The sequence below is a fragment of the Hansschlegelia zhihuaiae genome (assembly GCF_004103825.1).
Classification (GTDB): domain Bacteria; phylum Pseudomonadota; class Alphaproteobacteria; order Rhizobiales; family Methylopilaceae; genus Methylopila; species Methylopila zhihuaiae.
Window position 1 is genome coordinate 408,970 of the sequence record NZ_RYFI01000001.1, and the last position, 12,811, is coordinate 421,780.

At 68.6% G+C, this 12,811-nt stretch carries 18 protein-coding genes and 1 pseudogene; 5 read left to right on the forward strand and 14 right to left on the reverse strand.

Annotation, left to right across the window (positions count from 1 at the left end; all coding sequences use genetic code 11):
* The first annotated feature begins 172 nt into the window (after window positions 1–172).
* Window positions 173–799, forward strand: coding sequence for a YqgE/AlgH family protein (locus tag EK403_RS01870; RefSeq protein ID WP_128775791.1), 627 nt, complete (start codon window positions 173–175; stop codon window positions 797–799).
* Between the two features lie 72 nt (window positions 800–871).
* Here the strand turns inward: EK403_RS01870 and EK403_RS01875 are convergent, their stop codons facing one another.
* The gene (locus EK403_RS01875; RefSeq protein ID WP_128775792.1) at window positions 872–1,180 is read right to left on the reverse strand and encodes a DUF3175 domain-containing protein; all 309 of its coding nucleotides are present in this window, start codon (window positions 1,178–1,180) and stop codon (window positions 872–874) included.
* A 14-nt stretch (window positions 1,181–1,194) separates the two neighbouring features.
* Between EK403_RS01875 and EK403_RS23565 the strand changes: the two genes are divergently transcribed.
* Window positions 1,195–1,326 (forward strand): hypothetical protein, encoded by a 132-nt coding sequence (locus EK403_RS23565; RefSeq protein ID WP_280986354.1) that lies wholly within the window; start codon window positions 1,195–1,197, stop codon window positions 1,324–1,326.
* A 27-nt stretch (window positions 1,327–1,353) separates the two neighbouring features.
* On the opposite strand, the gene EK403_RS01880 is transcribed toward EK403_RS23565, so the two are convergent.
* Window positions 1,354–2,226, reverse strand: a complete 873-nt coding sequence (locus tag EK403_RS01880) for a glucose 1-dehydrogenase (protein WP_128775793.1) — start codon at window positions 2,224–2,226, stop codon at window positions 1,354–1,356.
* Window positions 2,227–2,433: 207 nt separating this feature from the next.
* Here EK403_RS01880 and EK403_RS01885 point away from each other — a divergent pair, with 207 nt between their 5' ends.
* Window positions 2,434–2,691, forward strand: a complete 258-nt coding sequence (locus tag EK403_RS01885) for a hypothetical protein (RefSeq protein ID WP_128775794.1) — start codon at window positions 2,434–2,436, stop codon at window positions 2,689–2,691.
* Here the strand turns inward: EK403_RS01885 and EK403_RS01890 are convergent.
* The 3 genes from EK403_RS01890 to ykgO all read right to left on the reverse strand — a co-directional run bounded on the left by EK403_RS01890 (window position 2,643) and on the right by ykgO (window position 3,718).
* Entirely contained in the window at window positions 2,643–2,879 is a 237-nt protein-coding gene (locus EK403_RS01890; RefSeq protein ID WP_128775795.1) for a hypothetical protein, read from the reverse strand. The two genes, EK403_RS01885 and EK403_RS01890, sit on opposite strands and share 49 nt — an antisense overlap.
* Window positions 2,876–3,508, reverse strand: a complete 633-nt coding sequence (locus tag EK403_RS01895; RefSeq protein WP_128775796.1) for a tetratricopeptide repeat protein — start codon at window positions 3,506–3,508, stop codon at window positions 2,876–2,878. The genes EK403_RS01890 and EK403_RS01895 overlap by 4 nt, the downstream gene beginning before the upstream one ends.
* A gap of 84 nt (window positions 3,509–3,592) precedes the next feature.
* Window positions 3,593–3,718, reverse strand: coding sequence for a type B 50S ribosomal protein L36 (gene ykgO / locus EK403_RS01900; RefSeq protein WP_020186918.1), 126 nt, complete (start codon window positions 3,716–3,718; stop codon window positions 3,593–3,595).
* Between the two features lie 262 nt (window positions 3,719–3,980).
* Between ykgO and EK403_RS01905 the strand changes: the two genes are divergently transcribed.
* Both EK403_RS01905 and EK403_RS01910 read left to right on the forward strand, forming a co-directional pair.
* Window positions 3,981–4,436 (forward strand): Hsp20 family protein, encoded by a 456-nt coding sequence (locus EK403_RS01905; RefSeq protein ID WP_128775797.1) that lies wholly within the window; start codon window positions 3,981–3,983, stop codon window positions 4,434–4,436.
* A gap of 4 nt (window positions 4,437–4,440) precedes the next feature.
* Entirely contained in the window at window positions 4,441–4,713 is a 273-nt protein-coding gene (locus tag EK403_RS01910) for a BQ00720 family protein (protein WP_245479455.1), read from the forward strand.
* A 43-nt stretch (window positions 4,714–4,756) separates the two neighbouring features.
* Here the strand turns inward: EK403_RS01910 and ptsN are convergent, their stop codons facing one another.
* The 9 genes and pseudogenes from ptsN to EK403_RS01955 all read right to left on the reverse strand — a co-directional run.
* Window positions 4,757–5,221, reverse strand: a complete 465-nt coding sequence (gene ptsN, locus EK403_RS01915; protein WP_128775798.1) for a PTS IIA-like nitrogen regulatory protein PtsN — start codon at window positions 5,219–5,221, stop codon at window positions 4,757–4,759.
* Between the two features lie 70 nt (window positions 5,222–5,291).
* The gene (hpf, locus tag EK403_RS01920) at window positions 5,292–5,867 is read right to left on the reverse strand and encodes a ribosome hibernation-promoting factor, HPF/YfiA family (RefSeq protein WP_128775799.1); all 576 of its coding nucleotides are present in this window, start codon (window positions 5,865–5,867) and stop codon (window positions 5,292–5,294) included.
* 159 nt (window positions 5,868–6,026) lie between these two features.
* Window positions 6,027–7,541: an RNA polymerase factor sigma-54 gene (gene rpoN / locus EK403_RS01925; RefSeq protein WP_128775800.1), complete on the reverse strand. Its 1,515-nt coding sequence runs from the start codon at window positions 7,539–7,541 to the stop codon at window positions 6,027–6,029.
* Between the two features lie 94 nt (window positions 7,542–7,635).
* The gene (gene lptB / locus EK403_RS01930) at window positions 7,636–8,487 is read right to left on the reverse strand and encodes an LPS export ABC transporter ATP-binding protein (protein WP_245479456.1); all 852 of its coding nucleotides are present in this window, start codon (window positions 8,485–8,487) and stop codon (window positions 7,636–7,638) included.
* Between the two features lie 10 nt (window positions 8,488–8,497).
* Window positions 8,498–9,130 carry an LptA/OstA family protein gene (locus tag EK403_RS01935; protein WP_128775801.1) on the reverse strand — a complete coding sequence of 211 codons (633 nt, stop codon included), beginning with the start codon at window positions 9,128–9,130 and terminating at the stop codon, window positions 8,498–8,500.
* Between the two features lie 57 nt (window positions 9,131–9,187).
* Window positions 9,188–9,802, reverse strand: coding sequence for a ribonuclease D (locus EK403_RS01940; protein WP_128775802.1), 615 nt, complete (start codon window positions 9,800–9,802; stop codon window positions 9,188–9,190).
* A gap of 371 nt (window positions 9,803–10,173) precedes the next feature.
* On the reverse strand, window positions 10,174–11,583 hold the full coding sequence (locus EK403_RS01945) for a class I adenylate-forming enzyme family protein (RefSeq protein WP_128775803.1): 1,410 nt from the start codon (window positions 11,581–11,583) through the stop codon (window positions 10,174–10,176).
* Window positions 11,580–12,401, reverse strand: coding sequence for an enoyl-CoA hydratase/isomerase family protein (locus tag EK403_RS01950; protein ID WP_128775893.1), 822 nt, complete (start codon window positions 12,399–12,401; stop codon window positions 11,580–11,582). The genes EK403_RS01945 and EK403_RS01950 overlap by 4 nt, the downstream gene beginning before the upstream one ends.
* Before the next feature lie 109 nt (window positions 12,402–12,510).
* Window positions 12,511–12,811, reverse strand: a pseudogene (locus tag EK403_RS01955) (C4-dicarboxylate ABC transporter substrate-binding protein); the annotation flags it as partial.

The window sequence follows — 12,811 nt, forward strand, 5'->3', positions numbered from 1 at the left end:
CGATCGGTCGGGCGGCGGACATGGCGACGAAGATGTGGCGAGGCGGGCCTCCGCGCCAATGCAAACCGCCGTGAGCGGGAGGGCTCGACCGAACACAGTGTCGCGGGTCGCGCGAAACGATCGCGCGTCAAACGCCTTCCAAAAGCCTGAAGCGGACCCTAGACTTCCGATCATGCCGCAGGTGCTTCAAAGCAAGAGACTGGCCGGCCGTCAGGAGCGATCGAGCTTTCTCGACGGGCAGGTGCTGGTCGCCATGCCGACGATGGAGGACGATCGTTTCGCCCGGACGGTCATCTATGTCTGCGCGCATTCCTCCGAAGGGGCGATGGGCATCGTGGTCAACAAGCCCGCGCCGCATATCAGCTTCCCTGACCTTCTGGTGCAGCTTGACGTGATCGCGGCGGGCGAGGAGATCCGCCTGCCCGACCGCGCCGGCGCGATCCAGGTGCTGCGCGGCGGGCCGGTCGAATCCGGCCGCGGCTTCGTGCTGCATTCGGCCGACTTCATGATCGAGGATTCGACGCTGCCGATCGACGACGGCATCTGCCTCACCGCGACCCTCGACATCCTGAAGGCGATCGCCAAAGGCGGCGGACCGGAAAGCGCCCTGCTCGCGCTCGGCTACGCCGGCTGGGCGCCGGGGCAACTCGAGACCGAAATCCAGGCCAATGGCTGGCTGAACGTGCCGGCCGACCGAACGCTGGTGTTCGGCGAGGACACCGACGCGAAATACGAGCGCGCGCTCGCCAAGATCGGCATCGACCTCGGCAAGCTCTCGACCGAGGTCGGGCACTCGTAAGACTGATCCTTTAGGATGACACCTTCGGACCGCCGTGCCGCGTGCTTCCGCAGAACGTCCTTAGACGGTCCCTCAGTCCTTCGGCTCTCGGCCGAACAGCTTTCGCAGCTCGTCCTTCGCGGCTTCGAGGGTCTTCTTCTGCCCGGCGTCGAGGCCTTTGCCCGCCCGGTTGATGTGAAAGGTCAGCATCGAGATCGCCGAGCGGTAGGGGTCGGACTTGCGCCGGTCGCTCGCCTCGGCGGAACGCTTCAGCGATTTCGCGATCTCCTTCGGGTCCGACTTCGTGAAGACGCCCTCCTCGAGGTCCAGCGCGTCGCTGTTATCGGTGACGTCCTGCGACCACTTCTCGCCCGACTTCTGGTGTTTGGCTTTGCCGGCCATAGCGGATCTCCCTCTTGATCGGTCTGATCAAGGCGCATCCCATCGCGGCGGCCAGCGTCGCGCTTGTCGTGGCCGCGGCTGCGGCTGTCGCGATCGACCTCACGCTGCTGGAGCCCGCCACGCACTTCGATCCGGTGATGCGGTGAGCCGCCACGCCGCCCGGCTTACCCCGGTCACAGCATCGGCCGCCCGCCCGTGACCGGGATCACCGCGCCGGTGATGTAGCTCGCCTCGGGGGACGCCAGCATCACGTATGCCGCCGCGAGCTCCGCGGGCTGACCCGCCCGCCCGAGCGGCGTGTTCCTGCCGAAGCTCTCCACTGCTTCCTCGGGCATAGTCGAGGGGATCAGCGGCGTCCAAATCGGCCCCGGGGCCACGGCGTTCACTCGGATGCCGCGTTCCGCGACGAGGCCCGCGAGCCCTGCCGTGAAATTCGCGATCGCGCCCTTGGTGGCGGCGTAGGCCAGCAGATGCGGGCTCGGGTTCTTGGCGTTGATCGAGCTCGTGTTGATGATGGTCGAGCCCGGCTTCATGACGCTGACCGCCGCCTTCGACAGATAGAACTGGCTGTACAGATTGGTGCGGAAGGTGACGTCCCACTCCTCGGCCGAGATGTCCTCGAGCCTGTCGAAGCTCGCCTGGTGGGCGGCGTTGTTGACCAGAATGTCGACATGCCCGAAGGCCTCCACGGCCTTGGCGACGATCTCCTTGCAGTGTGGTTCCTGCTTGATGTCGCCCGAGACCAGGACCGCCTTGCGGCCCGCCTCCTCGACCAGCCGCGCCGTTTCCCTGGCGTCGTCATGCTCGCTGAAATAGGAGATCAGCACGTCGGCGCCTTCCCGCGCATAGGCGATCGCGACCGCCCGGCCGATGCCGGAATCCGCGCCCGTGATGATCGCCGCCATGCCGGCGAGCTTGCCCGAGCCCCTGTAGCTCTTCTCGCCATGGTCGGCCTGCGGCCGCATCGCGGACTCGCCGCCGGGCATGGGCTGCTTCTGCTTGGGCTGGGGCGGTTCGGGGTGCTTGGTCTGGGGATCGTCGAGCATCGCGCCTCTCCTTCGAACTCATCCCAGAAACCCGAATGGCGTGCGCGATGTTCCGCACATTCTTGGACCCGGCGCTTCTTCCGGGCGGGACGCCGCCGCCGTCGCGGCCGTCGTCTTCACATTGCGTGCGCAACGGTCGTCGAAACGATTGATCGGTCGACCACCATATGAGAGCCTGACGTCGCCCTGCGCGCGGTGCTGACCTCCATGCTTCAACTGGTTCCGTCACCTGACGAAACCGACGCCTACGCCCTCAAGTCGGGGGACGTCGTGGTCGGAGTCTTCCGGTTCGAGGTCGACCGCGAGCCGCCGGGCGGCCGATGGCATTTCTCGATCTTCGTCTTCCATCTCGAAGACGACGAGCTTCCGAAGGTTGGTTCGTCGCGGGAGTTCCGCGACGCCTTTCGTCTGGCCAATCATTGCTGGTCGAAGATCATCCAGAAGTTGGGGCTGCGGCCGATCTGACGGCGGCCGGGCGCCCCGTCAGCGACAAGCTCCAGCACCACGACATGCAGGCGGCGGCCCCTGACCTCGACATCGCGGTCCTGCGCACTGTCCGGACCAGGCGCCGGCCGTGCAGCCGCGCCGGCGGCCGCAGCGGCCCCGAGCGCGAGCGCGACGGTCGCGGCGAGCCCGGCCAGACGTCGGATCAAATCGGCTGGCCTTCGACCTTCAGCTTCAGCTCGTCGACCTGCTTCTTCAGCCCGTCGATCGCGGGATAGATCTCGAGCGCCTTGCGATAGGCCGCGAGCGCCCGCGCCTCGAAGCCGGCGTCAGCCAGGATGCGGCCGAGCCCGACCCAGGCGCCGAAGTGCCGCGGCTCCCGGATCAGCACCTCGTGCAGGTCCGACATCGCCTCATCATAGTCCTTGGCGAGGAAATGCAGCGTCGCGCGCCGGTTCCAGCCCTCGGTGAAGTCCGGCCGGAGGCCGATCGCCTCGTCCATCAGCTTGATGGCGATGTCGAGCTTCTGGGCGCGCTGCGCCTCGCCGGACCGGGCCGTGAGCAGGTCGACGGTATCGCTGCCCGAACGCATCCAGAGCGCCTGGACCGCGGAAGCGATGCGTTTCGCCGCGCGCTCGTCCTCCGTCCTGGACAGACGGCCGAGCAGGTCGTCCACGGGATTCGCTCTATCGCCCGCGGGGCCCTCGGCCTTCGGCGGCGCGCCAGCGCCCGGCGGAGCGTCCGGCGCTGGATCGTCCGGCGCCGCCTGTTGCGCGATCGAAGCGGAGCCGGAGGCCAGCACGAACGAAAACGCCGCGGCCATGATGAAGCGGACCATGAACGGAGCTTAGCGCCCGTTCGGTCGGCGTCAAAGGCGGCGGCGCAAATGGGATCGGGCGGCCGGGCGAACGGCCTCCAGGCCTCAGCCCTGGCGGGCCTTGTAGCGCTTCTGCGTCTTGTTGATGATGTAGACGCGGCCCTTGCGACGGACGATGCGGTTGTCGCGGTGGCGGTTGCGCAGCGACTTCAGGGAGTTGCGGATCTTCATCGGTGTCTGTCGGTCACGCCGCGCCCCGATGGGCCCGCCGCGTCCGTCCTGTTCAAAAGTCTGATGGGCACGCCCGGGCTCGTCCCGGCCCGCCGGCTCGGTCGGCTTCTAGTCAAACGGACGCGATTTTGCAAGCCGCCGACGCCCATGGCGCACGACGGCGGGCCGCTTGAACGGCGCCTTCGGCGCGACCATCTAGAGCCTTGCCGGAGCGCTTTGTTTACGAGGCTCCGTCAAAGTCGCTTCTGCGAGGACTTTGGTGATGTCGCGTCTGACGAGTCTGCAAAGCCCGTTCCTGCTCGGGTTCGACGGCCTGGAACGTGCGCTCGACCGTGTGGCGAAGAGCGCGGACGGCTATCCGCCTTACAATATCGAGCGGATGCCGCCGCTCGAGGGCCAGCCCGAACGCCTCCGGATCACGCTGGCGGTCGCCGGCTTCGCCGCCGACCAGATCGAAGTCACGCTCGAGAAGAACGAGCTTGTGATCCGCGGCAAGCCGCCGGCCGAGCGCGAAGACCGCGTGTTTCTCCATAGGGGAATCGCGGCGCGGCAATTCACTCGGGCCTTCGTCCTGGCGGAAGGCATGGAGGTGCTCGGCGCGGATCTTGCGACGGGCCTGTTGGTCGTCGACCTCGTTCGTCCGGAACCGAAACAGTCGGTTCGGCGTATCGCCATAAAGGCGAGGGACGAAAGCCGCAGCGTTGCGGAGAAGGAGTAAGGTTATGGTGCGCGAAAACATGTCAGGCGCCGCCGGCCGGAGCCCCCTGAGCGCGGCCGAGTTCGCCGCGATCGGAGACGGGCACATCGCCTATGTGAAGCCGATCCTGTCGGACGAGCTCAACGCCCTTTTTCCGCAGGCTCCGGAGCTCGAGCCCGGTCTCGAACTGTTCGCGCTCCTTGGCGCCGACGGCTCGCCGATCGTGGTCGCGGACACGCGCGAAGCGCTGATCGCGAGCGCGCGCGAGCACGAACTCGTCACCGTCAGCGTGCACTAAGCTGGTTCCGGGCACCCAGGCAACGGGCGCCCGGCGCGGCGGCTCACGCGGCGTTCGGCGCGGCGACCTGTGTCAGCACGGCGTAGATCGCCGTCGAATCGCGCGACGCTCGAAGCTTCTGCGCCGTCAGCGGATCACGCAGCACCCGGGCCACCCGCGCGAGCGCCTTCAGGTGATCCGCGCCGGCCGACTCGGGCGCGAGCAGCAGGAAGGCGAGGTCCACAGGCTCGCCGTCGAGGGCGTCGAAGTCGATCGGACGTTCGAGCCTCGCGAACAATCCGAACAGCCGATCGAACTTCGGAAGCTTTCCGTGCGGGATCGCGATTCCCGCCCCGACGCCGGTGGACCCCAGCCGCTCGCGCTGCAGGAGGGTGTCGAACACGTCGCGCTCCGGCAGGCCGGTCAGCTCCGCGGCGCGCGCCGCAAGCTCCTGGATCGCCTGCTTCTTGGAGTTCACCTTGAGCGCCGGCAGGATGGCGTTGGCGGCCACCAGATCGCTGAGAGGCATCAGAGGCTAAACCTTCGATGAGCGGCGAGGCTCTCGGCCGACGCCGGCTCCCGTCCCGCTGCTGCTCGCGTCAGTGGCCGTCTGCTCCGCCCGAGGCGGGCGGATCGATCCAGCCGACATTCCCGTCCGAACGCCGGTACACGATGTTGACCCGGCCGTGGCTCGCATGCCGGAACACGATCACCGGAGCGCCGGTCAGATCGAGCTCCATCACCGCGAAGCCCACGGTCATGCGACGCAGCGGCTTGGTCGACTCCGCGACGATCACTGGACTCCATCCCTCGGGCTCCTCGACGTCGTCGGCCGGGGTTTCGATCACCGCGTAGGCCAACGGATCGCCGTCGCCCTCGCCGTGATGGTCACGCAATCGATTCTTGTAACGCTTCAGCCGCGTTTCAATCCGGCCCGCCGCCTGGTCGAAGCTCGCATAGGCGTCGCCGGCCGCGCCAGCGGATTGCAGCACGATGCCGCTGTCGAGATGGATCGAGCATTCGGTGCGGAATCCCGATCCGTCCTTGGCGACCGTGACGTGACCCGAAAAACCCCCGCCGAAATATTTCGCCATCGCCTCGGCGATCCGGTCCTGGACCTGTCCGCGAAGGGCCTCGCCGATGTCGAGGTTCTTCCCGGATACACGCAAGGCCATGAAGTCCGCTCCGCCGAATGACCGGACGGGCGCCGGATCGGGCGGCCCCGCCCCGTGGATGTCGGGAAGTGGTAGAAGCGGCCGTTCGCGAAGTCAATGACGGTCGCTGACGCGGCTGAGGACAGGACGACCGTTCTAAAATCAAGGGCGGGCGGAAGATCACGAAGCCCTGGCGGCGCCCTGCTTTTCCCGACGGCGCTGCACCGAAGACGGTATGCGCAGGCTCTCACGGTACTTCGCTACGGTGCGGCGCGCGATCTCGACGCCGCCGTCATGCAGCCGTTTCACGATCGTGTCGTCGGACAGCACATCGTCCGGGCTCTCGGCCTCGATCATGGCGCGGATGCGGTGGCGCACAGCCTCCGCCGAATGCGCGTCGCCGCCATCCGCGGAAGCGATCGCGGCCGTGAAGAAGTACTTCAGCTCGAACACGCCGCGGGGCGTCGCGAGGTATTTGTTTGCGGTCACCCGCGAGACGGTCGACTCGTGCATGCCGATGGCGTCAGCGATCATGCGCAGATTGAGCGGCCTCAGATGGGCGACGCCCAGCGTCAGGAACCCGTCCTGCTGGCGGACGATCTCGGTCGCGACCTTGAGGATGGTGCGGGCGCGCTGCTCGAGGCTTCGAGTCAGCCAGTTCGCGGTTTGCAGGCACTCGGTCATGAAGGTCTTCTCGGTGTCGGACTTCGTCGTCCGCACGACCTTGGCGTAATAGGACTGGTTGACCAGCACCCTCGGCAGCGCGTCCGCGACCAGCTCGACGATCCACGAGCCGTCCGGCGCCGGCCGCACCGTGACGTCGGGCACGACCGGCTGGACGATCTCGGAGCCGAAGGCGTGGCCAGGCTTCGGGTCGAGACGCCGAAGCTCCGCCAGCATGTCGGAGAGGTCCTCCTCGTCGACGCCGCAGAGCCTTCGCAGCGCCGCAAGGTCGCGGCGGGCGACGAGCTCAAGATTGTCGAGCAGCGCCTGCATCGCGGGGTCGTAGCGGTCGAGCTCGCGCAGCTGCAGCGCGAGGCATTCCTTCAGCGAGCGCGCTCCGACGCCGGTCGGCTCGAAGGTCTGGATCACGGCGAGGACGCGCTCGACCCTGCCGATGGGCGCGCCGAGGCGGTCGGCCACGGTTTCGAGGGGCTCGCGCAGATAGCCCGCCGGATCGATGAGGTCGATGAGGTGCTGGCCGACGAGGCGGTCGGTCGCGTTCGGGACCGCGACGGCGAGCTGCCGCTCGAGGTGGTCCGAGAGCGTGGCGCGGTCCGCCACATAGGCTTCGAGGTCGGCGCCCTCGCCCGAAGCCGCGCCGCCGACGCCGAACCCGGACCAATCGCCCGGCTCGGCCGCGGCGGCCGGCGCGGCACGCTCCGGGCTCTGCGGCGCGTCGTCGGGGAAGACGTTGCCGTAATCGGTGTCGAGCCGGGCTTCGACGTCGGCGCGTGAGCCCGGCGCGGGTTCGCCCCAGTCGCCCTCCGCGACCTCGGGCTCCGCAGGACCGTCGCGAGGCTCGGGGGCCGGGGCCTCCTGCCGCTCCAGCAGAGGGTTCTGCTCGAGCTCCTTCTCGACATAGGCGACAAGATCGAGGCTCGAGAGCTGCAGCAGCTTGATGGCCTGCATCAGCTGCGGGGTCATCACCAGCGACTGTGACTGCCGCAGCGCGAGCTTCGGGGTCAGGGCCATGGCGATGCGACCATGCGGACGGCGGTCTCCGGCGCCGCCGAAAGCCTCCGGGCGGCGTGGGCCGATTCTTGCATGAGAACCGGCTACGGCTCTCTTAAAGCCGGAATTCCTCGCCGAGGTAAAGCCGCCGGACGTCCGGATGGGCCACGACCGCGTCTGGCTCGCCCTCCATCAGCACGCCGCCGGCGTGGATGATGTAGGCGCGATCGATCAGCCCGAGCGTCTCGCGGACGTTGTGATCGGTGATCAGGACGCCGATGCCGCGGTCCGTTAGGTGGCGCACCAGCGACTGGATGTCGCCGACCGCGATCGGGTCGATGCCGGCGAACGGCTCGTCGAGCAGCATAAAGCTCGGCCGCGTGGCGAGCGCCCGGGCGATCTCGACGCGCCGGCGCTCGCCGCCCGACAGCGCAACCGCGGGCGATTTCCTGAGCCGCTCGATGCCGAACTCCTCCAGCAGCGCCTCGAGGTCATGGGCCCGCCGGGCCTTGTCGGGCTCGATCACCTCGAGCACCGCCTTGATGTTGTCCTCGACCGACAGGCCGCGGAAGATCGAGGCCTCCTGGGGCAGGTAGCCGATGCCGAGCCGCGCGCGCTTGTGCATCGGCAGGCGCGTGACGTCCCGGCCGGAGAGCTCGATCCGCCCCTGGTCCGCCGGGACGAGGCCGGTGATCATGTAGAACACCGTGGTCTTGCCCGCGCCGTTCGGACCGAGCAGGCCGACCGCCTCGCCGCGGTTCACCGACAGACTGACGTCCTTGACGACCTGCCGGGCGCCATAGCTCTTCGCGAGCCCGCGGGCCACGAGCGCGCCGTCGCCTTCGCCTCGGGCGAGCGCGATTTCGGCGTGCCGCTGGCGACGGCTCGCGGCCAGCCGGCCGTCGCCGCCCCTGCGCGCCTGCGTCTCCCCGCTCGTCTGCGACTGCTCGCCGCTTCTTGTCAGCATGATGGCCCGATCAGCGCTGCTGCTGCCGCGGTTTGAAAACGCCCTGGACCCGTCCGCCGCCGCCCTCGATGCGGGACGTCTGGGTGGTGAGGTCGACGCGCAGCCGCTCGCCCCGGATGACGTTGTCGTCCTGATTGACCACCACGCCGCCCGAAAGCTCGACCTTGTTGGCCTCGACGTCGAAGGTGCCGCGCGCGCCGGTGGCGCGCTGGTTGCGCTGGGTGACGACCACGTCGCCCTCCGCCTCCATGCGGCGGATGTCGCGGCCGGCCTCGGGCGCGCCCTCGGCGCCCTTGGTCTCGCCCTGCGTGGGGCGCGCGACCTTGTCGGCCGACGCCTGCTTCTGCCCTTCGCCCTTGTCCGCGGACGCCTGCTTCGGTCCTTCGCCCTTCTTGTAATAGTAGATGGTGAGCTTGCGGGCGTTCAGCGTCGAGCCCGCCTGCTTGAGCTCGACATTGCCCGAAAACACCGCGGCCTGTTCCTGGTCGCGGACCTCGAGATTGTCGGCCTCGACGTTCACGGGCTCGTTGGACTTGGCGGAGAAGCCCGAAAACGCGCTCGTCACGGATCCCTGCTGGCCCTGCTGGGCCCCGGCCGGAACGGCGAAGGCGACGACGGCGAAAGCGGCAAGCGTAAGTCTCATCGGCGCCTCCCTGGAATGGCCCCTCTGGCGGTGAACTCGGCGGCGCCCGTCGCCCGCTCAGGCATGTGCGAAGATGTCCTGATCAGCCCATCCCGCAAGGTCGAGCGCGGATCGGACCGGCACGAAGGCGAAGCAGGCGTCCGCGAAGGCCGACCGGCCCTCGCGGGCCAGAAGGACGTCGAGCTTCTCCTTAAGAGCGTGCAGGTACAAGACGTCGCTCGCCGCATAGGCCAACTGGGCGTCGGTCAGGTTTTCGGCTCCCCAGTCGGAGGACTGCTGCTGCTTCGATATCTCGGCGCCGAGGAGCTCGCGCGCAAGGTCCTTGAGGCCGTGCCGGTCGGTGTAGGTCCGCACGAGCTTCGAGGCGATCTTGGTGCAGTAGACCGGCTCGGTCATGACGCCGAACGCCTTGTAGAGCGCGGCCACGTCAAAACGGGCGAAATGGAACAGCTTGAGCACCGAACGGTCGCGGAGCACGCGTTCGAGATTGGGCGCGCGGCCCTGGCCCGGCGCGATCTGCACGAGATCGGCCGAGCCGTCCCCAGTCGACAATTGAACGAGGCAGAGCCGGTCGCGGTTCGGGTTGAGGCCGAGGGTCTCGGTGTCGATCGCGACCGACGCGCCAGCATCGTAGCCGTCGGGAAGATCGCCGCGATGAAGACGGATCGTCATGTCGCCTCGAATATGGTCGGGGAGCCGGCCGCTCCGGCGGGCGACGGATCCCGGCGCGCGGAGGGAGAAGCGCGCGCGGGCTGCGCGAAGCCCGCTCCGCGCAGCCGGATCGAAAGCGGCGCGGCCCCCCAAGAGAGGTCGAACCAAGTTCTGGACGCATTAGCCGCTTGGGAGAAGATACTCAAGGACACATCGCTGAGGCGGTTAAGCCGCCAGGCCGTGGCCTTCGCCCGTGGTTCAATGCGACCGCCGACAAACCGCCAAGTGCAAGCCCATGGCTTCCCAGCGCCCCCGCGGGCGCTAAACCAGAAAAGCGTCCGCCTCGGCCGCAGCCAAGGCAGGCGCGACGCTGTTTTTTCGGAACCAGGTTCTCAACGATGGCGGCTCTCGACCAACTCGCGCAAGGCGGCGCGGCTGGCTTTTCCAGTAGGTCCCAGAGGGATGCTTTCGATCACTGAGATAAAGTCCGGGATCTTGTAGCGCTCCAGCCGTCCTGCGAGCCAGCTTCGCAGGCTCGCGCCGGTCTCGACCGATCGGGTCTTGAGGACCACGGCGGCGTGGATGCGTTCGCCGACGGCCTCGTCCGGCACGCCGGCGCACAGGCACGCCGCGACGTCCGGATGAAGCTGAAGCGCGTTCTCGACCTCGGCGGGATAGATCTTGTTGCCGGCGCGGGAGATCAGATCCTTGATCCGGCCGACCAGCCGAAGCCGACCATCGGCGTCCTCCACCGCCAGGTCGCCGGTCCTGAACCAGCCCTCCCTGAACGACTTCGCCGTCAGGCATGGATCGCCGAGATAGCCCGCCATGCCGTGCCGGGTCCGGATCTGAAGTTCGCCTGCGGCTCCGCGGGCGACGACCGATCCGTCCTGTGCGACGAGGCGGTACGAGACGCCGCCGGTCGGGCGACCGATCCAGGCCCCGGCGGGGCGATCCACGGTCGAGACGGAGCAGAAGTCTGCGGCGCCCGTCTCGGTCAGACCGTACATGTCGAAGATCGACGCGTTCGGCCAGCGCGCTGCCGTGCTCACGGAGAGCTTCATTCCGAGAGACTCGCCGCCGCTGATGATGGTCCGGAGCCGGTCGAACGGCCGCGGCCCTTGCGCCAGGGCGCGGAGCATCGAGGGAACCGCGCCGAGGGCAGTCGCGTCACGGATCCATGAGCGATGGCACGCCTCGGGCGAGAAGCGCGGCATGAGCGCGACGCTCGAGCCGGCGCTCAGCGCGAGCAACGCGACCCATTGTCCGAAGATGAAGGTGAGCTGCAGCGGGACCACGACGAGATCGTCCGGCGTGAACCGGATCACGGGATCGAGCGCCTCGAGCTTCCCGACGAAGCCCTGATGCCGGATCACCACGCATTTCGGCAGGCCCGTCGTGCCGGAGGTGAAGACGACGAGGGCCGCGCCGGCGAGCGTCGGTTGCGGGGCCGGAGCCGCGCGGCCCTCGAACGACACGCCGGCTCGGTCGATCACGACCCGCGCGCCGAGAACGCGCCTCGCCGCGCTCCATGTCGCGGGCGAAGCGGAAGCGTGGATCGGCGCGGCGACCCCGCCAGCCATCCAGACGCCGAGCAGGCCCTCTAGGTCGACGGCCCGGCCGGCCACCACCAGGAAAACCGGCTCGTCTGCCTGCAAGCCGCCAGCCTGGAGAGCCTGCGCGATGCGCGCCGCCCCATCGGGCAGGGCCGACGCCGTGACCGGCGGGCTTGCGCCGTCGTCGACGAGCCCCGCGCTGCGCTCCAGCCGCTCGACGAGCAGCCGCCCAAGCGCGCCGATCATGAGGCGGGCGCGTCGAAGCGCGAGTCTCGCCAGGCGAGCGCCGCCTTCAGGCCGCGCTCTCGCGCGATCTCCATGAAGCGGCGCTTGTCGACCGAACCCTCGCCCTCGATGCCGAGATCGATCTCGAGCGCGGCCTCGAGCGCGTCGAGCATGCCGCGCGCCTCGAGCTGGCGGTTCAGGGCGCGCTTGGTCTCGCGCACCACCATCGGGTCGATCACGGCGATCCGTCGCGCCAGCGCGAGCGCGGCCTCGTCGAGCTCCGCGTCCGGAACCACGCGATTGACCATGCCGATCGCGCGGGCGCGCTCGGCGGTGATGCGATCCTCGCCGGTGAGGATGATCTCCTTGGCGAGCTTCGGCCCGACGATCCAGGGCAGCAGCATCACCACGATCCCCGCGCCGAATTTGAGCTCCGGCTCGCCGAAATAGGCGGTCTCCGAGGCGATCGTCATGTCGCAGGCGAGCGCGAGTTCGCATGCCCCCGCCATGCAGGCGCCGCGCACCGCAGCGATGGTCGGCTTCGGGCAGCGCCAGAAGCGCATCGGCACGTCGAAATCCTTGCGCAGGATCGGACGCCAATCCGCGACGCCCGCCGGCCGCCGCTCCATCTGGTCCTTGAGGTCGAAGCCCGAGGAGAAGCTTGCGCCGGCGCCCCTCACCACCACCGCGCGAACCGCGTCGTCGCCTTCGATCGTATCCATCGCCGAAGCGAGCTCGTCGAGCATCCCGGCGCTGATGGCGTTGGCGCGCTCCGGCCGGTTCAGGGTCAGGCGGGCGACGGGGCCGAGCGCCTCGTGAAGAATCGTCCGATAGGTCATCTCGCCCACGGAATCATATCATGACGGGGCAGGCGCCATCCGCGCGGGGCGAGCGCGGATGGCGTCGCCACGCTTGGCGACGGACAGAGAAGGCCGCCGCCCCGCGCATTCAGTTCATCGCCCGGATCGCGTCGATGCGATCCTGCCCGAAGCGCTTGGCGAAGGCGGCGTAGGCCGGCGCGAGCTTCTCGACGAAGGCCGCCGCGTCGACCTTCTCGTCGATCTGCATGCCGGCCTCCTTGAGCTTGGCGAGGCCGGTGCGCTCATATTCGTCGACCGCGGCGCGTTGGGTTTCGATGGCCTTCGCGACGCCGGATCTGAGGATCGCCTTGTCGGCGTCGCTCAGCTTGGACCAGGTGGCGGAGGAGATCATGATCACGGTCGGCGCGAAGACATGGCGGGGGAGCGGG

Excerpts from the sequence above, each read along its gene's own strand:
- EK403_RS01870 (WP_128775791.1), top strand. The coding sequence starts at position 173 with ATGCCGCAGGTGCTTCAAAGCAAGAGACTGGCCGGCCGTCAGGAGCGA.
- EK403_RS01875 (WP_128775792.1), bottom strand. The coding sequence starts at position 1,180 with ATGGCCGGCAAAGCCAAACACCAGAAGTCGGGCGAGAAGTGGTCGCAG.
- EK403_RS01880 (WP_128775793.1), bottom strand. The coding sequence starts at position 2,226 with ATGCTCGACGATCCCCAGACCAAGCACCCCGAACCGCCCCAGCCCAAG.
- EK403_RS01885 (WP_128775794.1), top strand. The coding sequence starts at position 2,434 with ATGCTTCAACTGGTTCCGTCACCTGACGAAACCGACGCCTACGCCCTC.
- EK403_RS01895 (WP_128775796.1), bottom strand. The coding sequence starts at position 3,508 with ATGGTCCGCTTCATCATGGCCGCGGCGTTTTCGTTCGTGCTGGCCTCC.
- ykgO (WP_020186918.1), bottom strand. The coding sequence starts at position 3,718 with ATGAAGATCCGCAACTCCCTGAAGTCGCTGCGCAACCGCCACCGCGAC.
- EK403_RS01905 (WP_128775797.1), top strand. The coding sequence starts at position 3,981 with ATGTCGCGTCTGACGAGTCTGCAAAGCCCGTTCCTGCTCGGGTTCGAC.
- EK403_RS01910 (WP_245479455.1), top strand. The coding sequence starts at position 4,441 with ATGGTGCGCGAAAACATGTCAGGCGCCGCCGGCCGGAGCCCCCTGAGC.
- ptsN (WP_128775798.1), bottom strand. The coding sequence starts at position 5,221 with ATGCCTCTCAGCGATCTGGTGGCCGCCAACGCCATCCTGCCGGCGCTC.
- hpf (WP_128775799.1), bottom strand. The coding sequence starts at position 5,867 with ATGGCCTTGCGTGTATCCGGGAAGAACCTCGACATCGGCGAGGCCCTT.
- rpoN (WP_128775800.1), bottom strand. The coding sequence starts at position 7,541 with ATGGCCCTGACCCCGAAGCTCGCGCTGCGGCAGTCACAGTCGCTGGTG.
- lptB (WP_245479456.1), bottom strand. The coding sequence starts at position 8,487 with ATGCTGACAAGAAGCGGCGAGCAGTCGCAGACGAGCGGGGAGACGCAG.
- EK403_RS01935 (WP_128775801.1), bottom strand. The coding sequence starts at position 9,130 with ATGAGACTTACGCTTGCCGCTTTCGCCGTCGTCGCCTTCGCCGTTCCG.
- EK403_RS01940 (WP_128775802.1), bottom strand. The coding sequence starts at position 9,802 with ATGACGATCCGTCTTCATCGCGGCGATCTTCCCGACGGCTACGATGCT.
- EK403_RS01945 (WP_128775803.1), bottom strand. The coding sequence starts at position 11,583 with ATGATCGGCGCGCTTGGGCGGCTGCTCGTCGAGCGGCTGGAGCGCAGC.
- EK403_RS01950 (WP_128775893.1), bottom strand. The coding sequence starts at position 12,401 with ATGACCTATCGGACGATTCTTCACGAGGCGCTCGGCCCCGTCGCCCGC.